10 protein-coding genes and 1 riboswitch are annotated in these 15,424 nt (G+C 59.5%); of the genes, 4 read left to right on the forward strand and 6 right to left on the reverse strand.

The window, feature by feature from the left end:
• Positions 1 to 50: 50 nt before the first annotated feature.
• Positions 51 to 164: riboswitch (TPP riboswitch) on the reverse strand.
• Positions 165 to 269: 105 nt separating this feature from the next.
• Positions 270 to 1,751: a beta-barrel pore-forming toxin aerolysin gene (aerA, locus tag CK910_RS02845; RefSeq protein ID WP_098980947.1), complete on the reverse strand. Its 1,482-nt coding sequence runs from the start codon at positions 1,749 to 1,751 to the stop codon at positions 270 to 272.
• Positions 1,752 to 2,403: 652 nt separating this feature from the next.
• Between aerA and CK910_RS02850 the strand changes: the two genes are divergently transcribed.
• Positions 2,404 to 3,933: an aryl-sulfate sulfotransferase gene (locus tag CK910_RS02850; protein ID WP_172955217.1), complete on the forward strand. Its 1,530-nt coding sequence runs from the start codon at positions 2,404 to 2,406 to the stop codon at positions 3,931 to 3,933.
• Positions 3,934 to 3,968: 35 nt separating this feature from the next.
• Here CK910_RS02850 and CK910_RS02855 read toward each other — a convergent pair whose 3' ends face one another.
• Together CK910_RS02855 and CK910_RS02860 are read right to left on the reverse strand one after the other, a co-directional pair.
• Positions 3,969 to 4,442, reverse strand: coding sequence for a hypothetical protein (locus CK910_RS02855; protein WP_098980948.1), 474 nt, complete (start codon positions 4,440 to 4,442; stop codon positions 3,969 to 3,971).
• Between the two features lie 87 nt (positions 4,443 to 4,529).
• Positions 4,530 to 4,946: a hypothetical protein gene (locus CK910_RS02860; RefSeq protein ID WP_098980949.1), complete on the reverse strand. Its 417-nt coding sequence runs from the start codon at positions 4,944 to 4,946 to the stop codon at positions 4,530 to 4,532.
• Positions 4,947 to 5,036: 90 nt separating this feature from the next.
• Here CK910_RS02860 and CK910_RS02865 point away from each other — a divergent pair, with 90 nt between their 5' ends.
• Positions 5,037 to 5,705, forward strand: a complete 669-nt coding sequence (locus tag CK910_RS02865; protein ID WP_043556991.1) for a response regulator transcription factor — start codon at positions 5,037 to 5,039, stop codon at positions 5,703 to 5,705.
• 131 nt (positions 5,706 to 5,836) lie between these two features.
• Positions 5,837 to 7,096, forward strand: a complete 1,260-nt coding sequence (locus tag CK910_RS02870) for a sensor histidine kinase (RefSeq protein ID WP_098980950.1) — start codon at positions 5,837 to 5,839, stop codon at positions 7,094 to 7,096.
• A gap of 74 nt (positions 7,097 to 7,170) precedes the next feature.
• On the opposite strand, the gene brnQ is transcribed toward CK910_RS02870, so the two are convergent.
• The 3 genes from brnQ to metH all read right to left on the reverse strand — a co-directional run bounded on the left by brnQ (position 7,171) and on the right by metH (position 13,848).
• Positions 7,171 to 8,505, reverse strand: coding sequence for a branched-chain amino acid transport system II carrier protein (brnQ, locus tag CK910_RS02875; RefSeq protein WP_098980951.1), 1,335 nt, complete (start codon positions 8,503 to 8,505; stop codon positions 7,171 to 7,173).
• 512 nt (positions 8,506 to 9,017) lie between these two features.
• Positions 9,018 to 9,914: a 30S ribosomal protein S6--L-glutamate ligase gene (gene rimK, locus CK910_RS02880; protein ID WP_043134929.1), complete on the reverse strand. Its 897-nt coding sequence runs from the start codon at positions 9,912 to 9,914 to the stop codon at positions 9,018 to 9,020.
• A gap of 238 nt (positions 9,915 to 10,152) precedes the next feature.
• The gene (gene metH / locus CK910_RS02885; RefSeq protein ID WP_098980952.1) at positions 10,153 to 13,848 is read right to left on the reverse strand and encodes a methionine synthase; all 3,696 of its coding nucleotides are present in this window, start codon (positions 13,846 to 13,848) and stop codon (positions 10,153 to 10,155) included.
• Positions 13,849 to 14,051: 203 nt separating this feature from the next.
• Here metH and CK910_RS02890 point away from each other — a divergent pair, with 203 nt between their 5' ends.
• A complete protein-coding gene (locus CK910_RS02890; protein ID WP_098980953.1) occupies positions 14,052 to 15,329 on the forward strand; it encodes a cation:proton antiporter in 1,278 nt (425 codons plus the stop codon).
• Positions 15,330 to 15,424: the final 95 nt, after the last annotated feature.

Consider the following 15,424-nt stretch of genomic DNA (forward strand, 5'->3'; position numbering starts at 1 on the left):
GGCTCCTCTTGATGAGCGGGAGAGGCTTGTCCCTCCCCCGGCGCGGCAACCCGCAAGTTACCCTTGTTTCCCTTCGCAGGTGCTAGCCTGATCAGGTTCCACGGATCCCGAATTAACGGTCTCAGCCTCGCGTCGTTCGACGGTTGGCACTCCGACAAGATGGCGCCAGTATAAGTGGGGAAATGGAAAGCACAAGCCTTTAACAAGCCCGACCAGTGCAAACAAAAACCGGGCCAGAGGCCCGGTTCCATCACTACAACGCGCTGCCGTTATTGATTGGCAGCAGGGGTCACGCTGAGGCTGACGTTGTTGAAGCCAAGCCCGGAGAGCTCTTGCGCATCGAGCGGGATCTCCAGCCTCAGGCCCTGACCAGCGCCGTCCACACTGCGAGCACGACGCACCTTGCTGTCAGCCGCGAGCGGCACGGGAGCACCGATCTCTATGTTGCCGGCAAACTGGCTCTCGGCACTGAAATCACCGGTGATCCCCGCCCGCACCGGGCGCAGCACTCTGGCCAGGTTGTTCTGCATGGTAGACAGACCGTTCTGCTGTATGGTCCAGTTCCAGTCCCACCACTTCACTTCACCCGGGATGTAACGCTTGTCCCACTGGTAGCGAATGCTGCTCGCCTTGTCCTTGTACGGGCCTATGACGAAGGTGTGGTTCCAGTTCGGACGGTTGTCCGGATGGGTATACCAGGCGTTGCCGCCCCAGCGCAGGAAGCCGCTCAGGGTCAGGTCATAGCTGACATCGGCCTTGAACTCATAGGGGTAGGAGATGTCGGCCTTGTAGAGCTCGATCTTCACCGGGATCTTGGATCGGGCCGGCACAGTCGGTCGCACGGACTGAGACAGGGAGGTGGTGGTCGAGCCCCCGTTCTGGGACGCCCAGGACTGGTTGGCAGCAATCTCGATGGAGAGTTCGGTTTCCCCCACCAGTGGCCACTTGAACTTGTTCTTGGTGGTCACCTTCTCGCTCAGGCCATAGGTGTTGGTCTTGGACCAGTTGGTGGCTGTGTCGTAACGCAGGGTGACATCATAACCGGATTGGGGGGTGTCGCTGTCGTTGACTGCCCAGCCCACCACTGTCTTGACCAGCTGGCGGTCGGACTGGGTGACATCGCCATGCTTGAAGCTGTCGGGATCCAGGTTATAGGCGAAGTTGCTGACCTTGATGGCGGTCTTGTCACCACAGCGATAGCCGTCACAGCCGCCGTCATTGTTGCCACGGATCACCCAGCCATCGCCATCACGGGTCACATCCATGTCTTCACCGACATATTGGCTGTGATTGCCGCCCACCCAGGCATAACCGAGGTAATGGGCCAGATAGCTGGTTGGTTTGATGAAATTCGCACTGTCATGTACCAGTCGCCACTGCACATCGACTTCGTCACCATCTGGAATATCCAGGGCAGACAGCGTTGGTATTTCACCGGTAACAGGATTGGTCGGATAACACCAGGTATTGGACGCTGTCCCTGGTTTTATTTCACCGTTATAACCCGGCCCCATAATGACCCAACCGTTGGCCAGCCCGCTTATTTGCCATTGTCCCATCATGCCGACAATATTGCTTTTAACACTCTGGGCTTCTTCTCGATTGACGGGGCGATACTTGTCGCCACAGACCCCTTGGCCCAATGAAAACAAGCGAAGCTGGTCTGGATAGACGGGCTCTGCCGCTTGCGCCTGTGCCATCAGCAGGCCGGATATGATTAATGACAAGCCAGTTAGTTTTATTTTTTGCATAGCAACCCCAATATATTGAACATTGACATGCATTCACCAACCTTATATATCAGCGGGTGGCATGTGAGTACGACAATATCAGTCATATTAATCTCAATATGCGATCCAGCCCACATTTTAATATGCACAATATATTAACAAAATCATAAATTTAACTTCATTCAATATTGATTGATATCATATCAGAGCATCCACTCTATTATTTTATTCGTTACTTAATCATTTTTCAGAATATACGTAGAAAAGATATTTCTAAATTAGCAATATCGATATTACGGAATTGGATGGTGTAAACCTTACTCCAGTTCATCCTCGGGATTGGGGAGCGGGATCTCGGTCACCTGACCCGGTTGCAGATCGGTGGAGCTTGGATAAGTTATCAAAATGCTGATGACCCAGCACTTCATCGGCGAGGCTCTCCTGAGTGAAGGTAGTACAGAGAACATCGAGCTCTTCTGTGCCCCCGCGCCTTGCCGCAGGCTGCTGTTAGCCTGGTCAGGTTCCCCGGCCCCCGAATTAACGGTCTCAGCCTGACGTTGCTATACGGGCGGCTCTCCGACAAGATGGCGCCAACATGCAAAGCTCGCTTTTCAGCTCAACCATGAATTTTTCACTACAATGGATGCAGTTCATTAACACAAGGATGATGTTTATGATGACTATGAAGAAGGCATTTCTGTTGAGTCTCGTCTGCTCCGGGCTATATGGTTGTAATGGTGGTAGCAGCAGTAAAACACTGGCGGAACAACTTGTTTATGATCCAACGACACAGGCCATGGAAGATGATATTCATGATTCCGTATTTATCTCCGCCCTGGATCTGACTGGGCTGGATACAAACAAAATAAAAAACGTCTCTTTTAATATCAAAACGAAAGAGGGCAATCACGCAAAGTCAGTCTCCGCAACATATGATTGGAACTACCTATCAAAAAACAACCTATATGACACTGCAAATAATAGAATACAAATTCCGATTTTTGGTCTTTATAGTGATTACCTCAATGAACTGACGATTAACATCCAGTTAATCGATGACAGCACCTACTCATTCAAGAAAACACTCGCAACGGCAGCCTATATAGACAGCATAGGTATTTATGACAATGTTGGTATTGGCATCAAGCCGAGCTCGACTCCTAGCTACAGTTATTTTTATCTAAAAGGGTCAAAAAAATCGCCCATCATAATGGATGTAGATGGTGAGGTCCGTTGGGATGCTGATATAAAGAGGTCTTCAAGCTCATCTGCTTTCATGGAAAATAACTTCCTGACTGGCAGTACAAAAAGCAAAACTATAGATGTCTTGTCCCTCTATGGGAAAATAGATTCATTCGCTGTTGATGGAACGGTAATGGGCAGTGATGCCTATTTTCACCATAATATTGACCAAGGAAAAACCGGTGTATTGATTGAACTGGATGGCACTACCGGTGGAGCATTGAAAATAGAGTCATTTTTAAGTGAAATAGACAGCAAGGGCAAGATAATCAAAGAGTGGGATCTGGGTAAAATATTCTCTGAATATATGCTGCAGGAGGGGGATGACCCCAGCAATTTTGTCCGAGATGGCGTGGATTGGTTCCACATGAACGCAGCAGCTTACGATCCTGCCGATGATACCTTATTAGTCTCAAGCCGCGAAAATTTTGTCGTAAAGCTGGATTACAACACAGGAAAAATCATCTGGTTGCTGGGGGATGAAACCAAACACTGGTACTCCTACCCCTCCCTGCAAAAGCTGGCCTTGTCACTCTCATCGGGGCAAACACCCATAGGGCAACACGCAGTGTCCATCACCAAAGGCGGAAAATTGATGCTGTTCAACAATGGGAGAAGAAGCTTCAACAACCCTGCAGGCACCCCGACCGGCATAGATCTCGCCACCAGTCAGACCGCCATTTTCGATATCGACAGCCAGAACAAGACGGCTCAGGTGGCCTGGAGTTTTGACGACGGCATCTATTCAGATATCTGCTCCAGCATCTACGAAGACAAGTTGTCTGACCAAGGGGACTTTCTGATCAACTATGCCGCTGCCGACAACCGAACCCGAGTCATCATTCAGGGGCTCAATAAGGATAAACAGAAACTGTTCGAGTTTACCTATCCAAGCCCGACCCCCTGCGCTACATCATGGAACGCAACCCAGATACCTCTCGAGAATATTCACTTCAAATAAGCGGCAAGATAGCGCCACCCTGTGGCGCTATCTCCTTATTCATCCTCGGGGTTGGGGATTAGGATCTCGGTTACCCGGCCCGTTTCATCGCGACTCAGCACCAGTTGGCGACCCGGTTGCAGATCGGCGGGACCGCCATTGAGCCAGCGGGTGCCGGCATCGAAGGTGATTGTGCCCAACCCCTGCAATTGCAGCGAGTGACCGGCCACCGCGAGCAAGGGGGCCTGTGCCCGTCGCCAGTGAACGGCCGCCACTGACTCGGGCGCGAGATCTGTGCGGCGAATATGCTCGGCGACCCCGTCACGACTGAGGATGGCGAGCCACATGCCGGGTCTGAGCTCGCCTGTGTGGCTAACCCCGCTCAGGCGTGCACTGCCCAGCTCCAGTTCGGCGCCCTGAAATTGCAGGCGAATGCCGTCGTTGTGTTCCAGTTCCACCAGCCAGAGCTCGCCATCGGCGGCCAGGGTGCAGAGCGGCAGTGCCAGCAACAGAAGGGAGGTGCGCGTCATAGCAATAAGCCCATGGTCAAACTCGTGTCGAGGTTTAACTATGGATCTGGGCAGGCCATTTTGCCGGTAGACAATTGAAGCTGATGTTCAGTCGTCCTCGCGGCAGCGGCTCAACCGCATGCCGTCAAACTTGCACTCCAGCTCCAGCCAGCGGCCTTCGAAGGGGGTCAGGCTGTCATCCGAAGTGACATATCCCCAGATACGCCCCTGCGCGACCGGCCCTTCCAGCTCCATCTCATCGCCCTCCTCCAGCGCCTCCACTTCTCGGATCACCCTCAGCTCGCCCTCCATCACCCCTTCCAGATCGACCCAGGTGCCACCGAGATCGTCCTCGCTCAGCCCGTCCTTGAAGCGGGTCCCTTCATCGAGCACGAAGGGAATGCCGTTGACCATCAGCTGGCCCAGCTGCCAGGTGGTGCGGCCGGTCAATTTGAACTCGGCCGACTGCGCGGTGCCAAGTGGCAACAAGATAAACAGCAAGAGCGCGCAGAGAGACTTCTTCATCGGGGATCCTCGGGGTTACACTGCCACACAGGATGGCTTGTCCGGTGTGAGACGAGCGTGAAATGCCGGTCAAAACCAGGAGATCAAAACATGAAAATACTGGTGGTGGAAGACAATCCCCAGGTGGCGGAAACCATCATGGATTACCTGGAGCTGGCCGGGCACAGGATGGACTGTGCCTATCACGGTCAGGCAGCGCTGCAACTGCTGGCGCAGCAGCGCTTCGACGTCATCATAATGGACGTCATGATGCCACGCCTGGATGGTCTGAGCACGGTAGAGCGGCTGAGAGCCGACGGGGTCGCGACCCCGGTGCTGTTTCTCACCGCCCGCGACAGCCTGGATGACAAGCTGGCGGGTTTTCGGGCCGGTGGCGATGACTATCTGGTCAAGCCCTTCGCCATGGAGGAGCTGGAAGTGCGGCTGCAGGCGCTGGCCCTGCGCGGCCCCCGCAGCGACATGGGGGCGCTGTGCGTGGGCGAGCTGACGCTGGATCCGGCCAGTGGCCGCGCCACCCGCGCCGGGGTCGAGCTCAAGCTCGGCAAGATCCCGTTCCAGATCCTCACCCTGCTGGTGCGTCGCGCCCCCCATCTGGTGAGCCGTCAGGAGGTGCTCGACACCGTCTGGGGCGATGAAGAGCCCGACTCCGACGCCCTGCGCAGCCACATCTACGCCCTGCGCAACGCCCTCGACAAGCCCTTTGCCACCCCCATGCTGGAAACCCTTCACGGCCAGGGCTATCGGCTGGTGACCTCATGACCAAACCCAGAGGCCATGACCGACCAGCGACTGGTGACCCCATGACCAAACCCGGAGGCCATGACCGACCAGCGACTGGTGACCCCATGACCCAACCCGGAGGCCATGAGCCATCCCCATCGGGTGACTCAATGGACCAGCCTGCAGAGGGCCTTGACCAGACACGGCCAGATGCCCAGGACAGCCTGCCCAGCTTGCGCCGTCGCCTGATCCTGACCCTGAGCGGGGCCGGCATGCTGCTGCTGATCATCATCAGCCTGCTGATGGTGGTGGCCGAAGACAAGATGGAGGAGCTGAGCCTGCGTCACTGGCTGGAAGCCGAGGTGACCCGCTACAACGACGACTGGCTGCGGCTCGGCGTGGCGGCCCCCGCCCCCAGCCCGCGTCAGTTCTCCAGCTACTGGACCCAGGCCGGTCGCCTGCCCGCCTGGCTCAAGCCCTATCAGAGCCCGGGCTTCTACGAACATGTGCTGGGGGATGAAGACAAGCACTTCCTGGTGCGGCCCCATCCGTCCGGCGAGGGGCTGCTCTATCTGGTATTCAACGATGACGCCGACGACTACCTTGATCCCTACGAAGACCAGCTGCATCTGGCGACCCGGCTGATCGGGCTGGCCCTGCTGCTCGCCTGCATCGGCTTCGGCATCTGGCTGGTGCGCCACATCACGCGCCCCCTTGAGCGATTGCGTCAACGGGTGGCTCATCTCACGCCGGATCAGGCGGATTTCGTACCCGACGCCCCCTGGCAGGAGCTGCGGGACATAGAGCTGGCGCTGCTGACCGGCAAGCACGAGGTGGCCGCCGTGTTCGCCCGCGAACAGGAGTTCAGCCGCTTCGCCAGCCACGAACTGCGCACCCCCAACATGGTGATCCAGGGGTCCGCCGCCCTGCTCGGCAAGGTAACTGACCTGCCGGCTCCGGCCGCCCGCGCCACCCTGCGCATTCGCGCCGCCGCCGACGAGATGGCGCTGCTCACCGAGACCTTTCTGCTGCTGGGCCGCAAGGAGGCGGTGGAGCGTCCCCCACAACGAGTAGCGCCGCTGATCCAGCAGGAGCTGGCGCGCCTGGCCCCGCTGTTGCAGCGGGAGACGCTGGACATCCGGCTGCATCTGGATGAGGAGAGCGAGGTGAACACCCCCCTCTCATTGCTCGCCATCGCGCTCGGCAACCTGCTCAAGAATGCCCTCAGCTATGCCGAAGGACACATCGAGATCGAGCTGTGCGGGCCCCTGCTCACCATCAGCAACCCGACGGCGGCCGCGCCGGATCAGATCCTGGGCTATGGCTGCGGCCTCACCATCATCCAGCGCATCTGCGAGAAGCTGGGCTGGCAGATAGAGACCCGGCTGGAGGACGGCATCTTCAGCGCCAGACTGGCGATGCGGGAGTAAAAACAACAAGGCGCCCGAGGGCGCCTTGTTCATTGTTTCCGTCATAAAAACCAGCCAGGAGGCCGGTTTTGCATTCAGGCTAGGCCCTTACTGACAGGCGCCACCTGTGGGCGACCCTGCAGGCGATCCCAGAGGGCCGCCAGCAGCAGGGCACACAGCGAGGGCGGCAGCCAGGCCAGCCCCTGCTCGTTCAGGGGCAGGGCCAGGCTCCAGGCCGGCAGCAGGTCGGCCAGGGCCGAGGCCTTGAGCCCGTCGATCAGGCCGAACAGCAGGCTGATCAGCATGACAGGCCCCACCACCCGGGTGCCGTTGCCCCACCAGCGCAGGGTGAAGCTCAGCACCACCAGCACTATGCAGGGGGGATAGATGGCGGTCAGCACCGGCACCGAGAGCTGGATCAGGTGGCTCAGCCCCAGGTTCGAAACCAGCATGGAGAAGCCCCCCAGCAGCAACACCAGGGTGCGGTAGGAGAGCGGCAGGTACTGGGCGAAGAACTCGGCACAGGCGCAGGTCAGGCCGACGGCCGTCACCAGACAGGCGATGAAGATGAGCAGCGCCAGGAAGCCGCTGCCCATGCTGCCGAAGGTGTGCTGGACGTAGGCGTGCAGGATCTCGGCGCCATTCTGGGCATGGGGCACAAGTTCACCGCTCACCGAGCCGAGGCGGAACAGGCTGAGGTAGACCAGAGTCAATCCCATCCCGGCGATGAGGCCGGCCAGTATGGTGTAACGGGTGAGCAACTTGGCACTGCTCACCCCGCGCGAGCGGGCCGCATTGACGATGACGATGCCAAACACCATGGCCCCCAGGGTGTCCATGGTGAGGTAGCCATTGACGAAGCCGTTGGAGAAAGGCTGATGCTGGTAGCTCTCGATGGCAGGGATGGCAGAACCGGCAGGCCACAGCAGAACGGCGAGGCCCAGCGCAGCCAGCGCCAGGATCTTGATCGGCGCAAGCACGTGGCCCACTGTGTCGAGCAGCCGGCCCGGGTAGAGGGAGATGCCGATCACCAGGCTGAAATAGACCAGGCTGTAGATCAGCAAGGCCGAGCCATCATCGCCAAACAGGGGAGCCAGCCCCACCTCGTAGGAGACGGTCGCCGTGCGCGGGGTGGCAAACAGCGGCCCCACGGCCAGATAGCAGACGGTGGCGAGCAGCAGCCCGGCCTTGCGACCGATGGGCGCACTCAGGGCATCCACGCCGCCCCCCACCTTGGCCAGCGCCACCACTGTGAGCACCGGCAGACCGACCGCCGTCAGCAGGAAGCCGGCGGCAGCGCTCCACACCAGCTCGCCGGCCTGCAATCCGACCATGGGTGGAAAGATGATGTTACCTGCGCCGACGAAGAGCGCGAAGGTCATGAAGCCCAGAGCGACTATGTCTCTGGATGTTAATTTTTGGTTATTCATGCTGCGTAGTCTGCCTATGACAAGGTAAAATCATGACGGAAGTCGGCGCGAATGGCGTATTCGTGCAAGAAATCCGCAGATAGTTTTATTAAATTTTTATGTTCCGCGACGTGCGAAGGGCGCCAAGTAGAGCGTTTGTGCCACCCGGAGGCAAGTGCGGCACCGCAATCCAGTCACTTCATCCAGAAAATAATTAAGCATTGGTGTTTGATCGTGAGGTGGTGCAATTTTGCAACAGATGATAACGCAAGCATGAGCGCCATTTACAGCCCTTCTTTGCCGCTTCTTCCGCCGGCCAGGGCCTCCTGGAACCCTCCTTCTCACGCAGCGCTATGACCTTCTCCACCCCCTCTTGCTCGACCCCTCGGCAATCTGATCAGAGGGTGTTGAGCTGCACCGACGGCCAGCTCGAGCTCACCCTGGCGGCCCGGCCCCTCACCCGAGCGGCGAGCCAAAAAACGACGAGGCGCCCGAAGGCGCCTCGTCTGTTCCAACCATCCTGGTTGCTGCACTCATTCGGCAGGCTTGTTCTTGCGGCTCGCCTTGAGTTCGAGGAACTCGATGATCTTGCCCGCCACATCCTTGCCGGAGGCCGCTTCCACCCCCTGCAGGCCGGGGGAGGAGTTTACCTCCAGCACCAGCGGGCCACGGGCACTGCGCAGAATATCCACCCCGGCCACATCCAGCCCCATGATCTTGGCGGCCTGCACCGCAGTCGCGCGCTCTTCCGGGCTTATCTTGATCGCCTCGGCGGTGCCGCCACGATGCAGGTTGGAGCGAAACTCCCCCGGCTGGGCCTGACGACGCATGGCCGCCACCACCTTGCCATTGACCACCAGACAACGAATGTCGGCGCCGTTGGCCTCGCGGATATACTCCTGCACCAGGATGTTGTTGTTGGTCTGGATAAAGGCCTCGATCACGCTCTCGGCGGCCTTCTGGGTCTCGCACAGCACAACGCCTATCCCCTGGGTTCCCTCCAGCAGCTTCACCACCAGAGGTGCGCCCCCCACCATGGTGATGAGATCCGGCACGTCGTGGGTGCTGTGGGCATAGCCGGTGATGGGCAGACCTATGCCGTGGCGCGACAGCAACTGCATGGCCCGCAGTTTGTCACGGGAACGGGAGATGGCCACCGAGCTGTTGAGGGCCATGGTGTTCATCATCTCGAACTGGCGCAGCACTGCGGTGCCGTAAAAGGTGATGCTGGCGCCGATGCGCGGGATCACGGCGTCGTAACTCTCCAGCTCTCGTCCTTCGTAGTGAATGGAGGGGCTGTGGGAGGCAATATTCATGTAGCAGCGCAGGGTGTCGAGCACCTCTACCTGATGACCGCGCGCCTGTGCCACCTCGACCAGACGGCGGGTGGAATAGTTTCTGGGCTCACGGGATAAAATGGCGATCTTCATGAAAATTCCGCTAGAAGGCAGTGCCTGGGCAGGATGGGGCGGGAGAGTATAAGGTGCCACAGCGCCAAGACAACGCCAATTGTTTCTCCTGACAACAAGACAAACCACACAGAACTGCACACTGCAATCCCGTTGTCACCGATATGTCAAACGGCGGCCCTAAGCTGGTCTGTCCACCAGCCCAAGGATGCCGCCGTTTCTCGTCAAAGATCAACCCGTGTCACGGGGAGATCACCCTTCAGTTCAGGTTTGGCCCCAGCCAGCGCTCGGCTTCCACCAGCGTCATGCCCTTGCGCACGGCATAGTCTTCCACCTGATCCTGCTGGATCTGCGCCACCGCGAAGTATTTGCTGTCCGGGTGGGAGAAGTACCAGCCCGACACGGCCGCCCCCGGCCACATGGCGTAGGACTCGGTGAGCTTCATGCCGATGGCCTGCTCCACCCCCAGCAGCTCCCAGATGCTGCCCTTCTCTGTGTGCTCGGGACAAGCCGGATAACCCGGTGCCGGACGTATGCCGCGGTAGTTCTCGCGAATAAGCTCCTCATTGGAGAGCGCCTCGTCCTGGGCATAGCCCCAGTGCACTTTGCGCACCTGCTCGTGCAGGTACTCGGCGAAGGCCTCCGCCAGACGATCGCACACCGCCTGAATGAGGATGGCGTTGTAGTCGTCGTGATCGGCCTTGTAGGCCTGAGCTATGACCTCCTCACCTATGCCACCGGTCACCGCGAAGGCACCGATCCAGTCCGGCTTGCCGCTCTCCTTGGGTGCTACATAGTCCGCCAGACAGTAGTTCGGGAAGCCCTGCTTCTCGCTCTGCTGGCGCAGGTGGTGCAGCACCTTGATGACCTCGGTGCGGGACTCGTCGGTATAGACTTCTATGCTGTCCCCCACCCCGTTGGCAGGGAACAGGCCTATGATGCCGGCGCAGCGCACGCTCTTGTCCCGCTCCAGCTTGTCGAGCATGGCGTTGGCATCGGCAAACAGCTTGGTCGCCTCCTCGCCTATGATCTCGTCTTCCAGGATGCGCGGATACTTGCCCGCCAGCTCCCAGCTCAGGAAAAACGGCGTCCAGTCGATGTAGGGGCGCAGCACCGAAACCGGCACGTCCTCGAAGGTCTGCACGCCGGGCTCCCGGGGCTTGGGCGGCTCATAGCCAACCCAGTCCAGCTGATGGCGGTTGGCGCGGGCGTGGGCCAGGCTGACCGGCTTGGATCTCGGCTGCTTGCGGGCATGCTGATCCCGGGCGACCTCGTACTCCTTGTCGATGCGGGCGACAAACGCAGGCTTGAGCTCGGGGTTCAGCAGGCTCTGGGCCACCCCGACGGCGCGCGACGCGTTCGACACATAGACCACGGGTTCGCTGTAGTTCTGCTCTATCTTGACCGCTGTGTGGGCCTTGGAGGTGGTAGCCCCGCCGATCAGCAGCGGCAGCTTGAAGCCCTGGCGCTCCATCTCTTTCGCCACGTGTACCATCTCGTCGAGAGACGGGGTGATCAGGCCCGACAACCCGATAATATCGGCGTTCACCTCGCGGGCGGTCTTGAGGATGGTCTCGCAGGAGACCATGACTCCCAAGTCGACGATCTCGTAGTTGTTGCACTGCAACACCACGCCGACGATGTTCTTGCCGATATCGTGCACGTCCCCCTTGACGGTGGCGAGCACTATCTTGCCGTTGCTGTAACCGCCCTGTTTCTCGGCTTCGATGTAGGGTTGCAGATAGGCCACAGCCCGTTTCATCACCCGCGCCGACTTCACCACCTGGGGCAGGAACATCTTGCCCGCGCCAAACAGATCGCCGACCACATTCATGCCGTCCATCAAGGGCCCTTCGATCACGTGCAGCGGCTTCTCGGCCCCGGCCCGCGCCTCCTCGGTATCCTCCTCGATGAAGTCGGTGAGCCCCTTGACCAGGGCGTGTTCGAGCCGCTTGCCCACGGGCCAGCTGCGCCACTCCTGATCCCGTGGATCCTCCGCCTGGGCACCGGCGCCGCGATACTTCTCGGCGATGGCCAGCAGATCCTCGGTGGCGTTGTTGTTCAGGTTCAGCACCACGGCCTCGACCTTCGCCTTCAGCTCCGCCGGAATGTCTTCGTAGATGGCGAGCTGACCGGCGTTGACTATACCCATGTCCATGCCGTTCTGGATGGCGTGATAGAGGAAGACGGCGTGGATCGCCTCACGCACCGGCTCGTTGCCGCGGAAGGAGAAGGAGACGTTGGAGACGCCGCCGGAGATCATGGCGTAGGGCAGATGGGTCTTGATGTCCTTCACCGCCTCGATGAAGTCCACCGCGTAGTTGTTGTGCTCGTCGATGCCGGTCGCCACCGCGAAGATGTTCGGGTCGAAGATGATGTCTTCCGGCGGGAAGCCCACCTGGTCCACCAGGATCCGGTAGGCGCGCTGACAGATCTCGAACTTGCGGGCACGGGTGTCCGCCTGGCCCACCTCGTCGAACGCCATCACTATGACGGCGGCGCCATAGCGACGCAGCAGCTTGGCCTGGGCGATGAATTTTTCCTTCCCCTCCTTCATGGAGATGGAGTTGACCACCGGCTTGCCCTGCACGCACTTGAGGCCCGCCTCCAGCACCTCCCACTTGGAGGAGTCGATCATCACGGGCACCCGGGCGATGTCCGGCTCGCCGGCGATCAGGTTCAGGAAGCGCACCATGGCCGCCTCGGCGTCCAGCATGCCCTCGTCCATGTTGATGTCGATGATCTGGGCGCCGCTCTCCACCTGCTGCTTGGCGACATCCAGCGCCTCGTCGTAGAGCCCCTCCTTGATCAGCCGCTTGAACTTGGCCGAGCCGGTGACGTTGGTGCGCTCCCCCACGTTCACGAACATGGACTCCGCCGTGATGATCAGCGGCTCCAGGCCCGACAGGCGGCAAGCCACCGGCAGATCGGGCAAGACGCGCGGCTTGATGCCCGCCACCGCATCGCTCATGGCGCGGATATGGGTCGGAGTGGTGCCACAGCAGCCCCCCACCAGGTTGAGGAAGCCGCTCTGGGCCCACTCGCGGATGTGCTCCGCCATCTCCCCCGCGTCCAGATCGTACTCGCCGAACGCGTTGGGCAGGCCGGCGTTGGGGTGGGCACTGACATGGGTTTCGCTGATGCGCGACAACTCTTCCACGTACTGGCGCAGCTCGTCCGGGCCGAGCGCGCAGTTGAGGCCGAAGGAGATGGGTTTGACGTGACGCAGGGAATGATAGAAGGCTTCCGTGGTCTGGCCGGAGAGGGTGCGGCCCGAGGCGTCGGTGATGGTGCCGGAGATCATCACCGGCAGGGCATAGCCCAGCTCCTCGAACACCAGATCCACCGCGAAGGCGGCGGCCTTGGCGTTGAGGGTATCGAAGATGGTCTCGATCAGTATGAGGTCGGCGCCCCCCTCGATCAGGGCGTGGGTCGACTCCGTATACGCAGCCACCAGCTGGTCATAGGTGACGTTGCGCTTGCCGGGATCGTTCACGTCCGGCGAGATGGAGCAGGTGCGGTTGGTGGGACCCAGGACCCCGGCCACGAAGCGCGGCCTGGTGGGGTCCTTGGCCGTCCACTCGTCCGCCACGGCGCGGGCCAAGCGAGCGGCCTCGCGGTTGATCTCGGCGGAGAAGGCTTCCATCTCGTAATCGGCCATGGCGATACGGGTGGCGTTGAAGGTGTTGGTCTCGAGAATGTCGGCGCCGGCGGCGCAGTACTGATCGTGGATCTCGCGAATGACGGCGGGCCGGGTCAGCACCAGCAGATCGTTGTTGCCCTTGATGTCGGTGTGCCAGTCGGCAAAGCGCTCGCCCCGATAGTCCGCCTCACCCAGCTTGTAGCCCTGGATCATGGTGCCCATGGCACCGTCGATGATCAGGATCCGTTCCTTGAGACAGGATTCCAGCTTCTTCTTTATGTCCGACTTTTTATTCGACTCTATGCTCGACACCGCTCGTTCCTCTTACATCCATGCAACTGCGTGAACTTCATCCTAGCAGCAAACAAATCAAATGGAAATCTAGCCGTCTATCTGTCCGTAATTGCGACCTATATACTCATAAATGGGTAATGAGTAACATGTGACCCCAGAGTACCCTATGCCCGTCCTCAATAGGGATACGTGCTTGCTGTTTACTAAAGAGAAAAATAACTATGAGCGTCTACTACACACTCTGCTTCCTGGCAGCCTTGGCGATCTTCATCGCCTTTGCCAATCAGTATGTTGTGAAGATCCAGACCACCATCGCCATCACAGCCGGATCCATGCTGATCTCCGCGCTGCTGGTGCTGTTCGGTAAGCTGGGCTGGTTCAATCTCGAACCCCTGGCCGTCAAAACCATGGAGAGCATAGACTTCCAGAACTTCCTGCTGAAGGGGATCCTGGGCTTCCTGCTGTTCGCCGGTGGTCTCGGCATCAACCTGAAGGCATTGCGTAGCCAGAAGTGGGAGATCACCATTCTCTCCATAGTGGCGACCCTGCTATCCACCTTCCTCATCGGCTACGGCTTCTGGTTCATCGCCAAGCTGCTGGGCTGGGAGCTGCCGCTGGTCTACTGCATGTTGTTCGGGGCCCTGATCTCCCCCACCGACCCCATAGCCGTGCTGGCCATCGTCAAGAAGATGAAGGCGCCACCCCAGATCGCCATCCAGATCGAAGGGGAATCCCTGTTCAACGACGGTGTTGGCCTGGTGATCTTCGCCACCGTGTTTGCCGTCGCCTTTGGCGGAGTTGAACCCACCTTCGGCAGCGTGGCCGGCCTGTTCCTGCATGAGGCCCTCGGCGGCATCCTGTTCGGCGCCGTGCTGGGCCTCATCGCCCACGTGATGATCAGCGCCACCGACGACGGCTCCCTGGAGCTGCTGCTGACCCTCTGCATCCCCACTGCCGGCTTCGCCTTCGCCAACATGATCGGCGTCTCCGGCGCCCTGGCCATGGTGGTCACCGGCATCATGATCGGCAACTGGACCCGCCAGTCCGGCTTCTCCGAGCAGAGCAAGCACCATCTGGATCACTTCTGGGAGTTGATGGATCAGTTCCTCAACGCCCTGCTGTTCTTGCTGATCGGTCTGGCGCTGGTATTGCTGGAGCTCGCCTGGCAAGACTGGATCCTGCTGGTCATCGCGGTTCCCCTCTGTCTGGCCGCCCGCTTCATCAGCGTGTCGCTGCCCTACATGGCCTTCCGCCGCTATCGCAGCTACAACAAGTTCTCGGTGCGGATCCTCACCTGGGGCGGTCTGCGCGGCGGTCTGGCCATGGCCATGGCGCTGGCGTTGCCCTCCGGCGTCATGATGCTGCCGGAACACGGCGTCGATCTGCGGGAAGTGATCCTGGTGATGACCTACTCGGTGGTGATGTTCTCCATCGTGGTGCAGGGCATGACCATCACTCCCATGATCACCGCCGCCAAGAAGGCCTGCGGCGACTACTGAGTCACCCGCTGACCCCGGTTGGCATAATGCAAAAGGGCTCCCGACGGGAGCCCTTTTTGTGGCTGACGATACTGAAAAAAACCGATTTGAGACAA

Source organism: Aeromonas sp. CA23 (genome assembly GCF_002587065.1).
GTDB lineage: Bacteria > Pseudomonadota > Gammaproteobacteria > Enterobacterales > Aeromonadaceae > Aeromonas > Aeromonas bestiarum.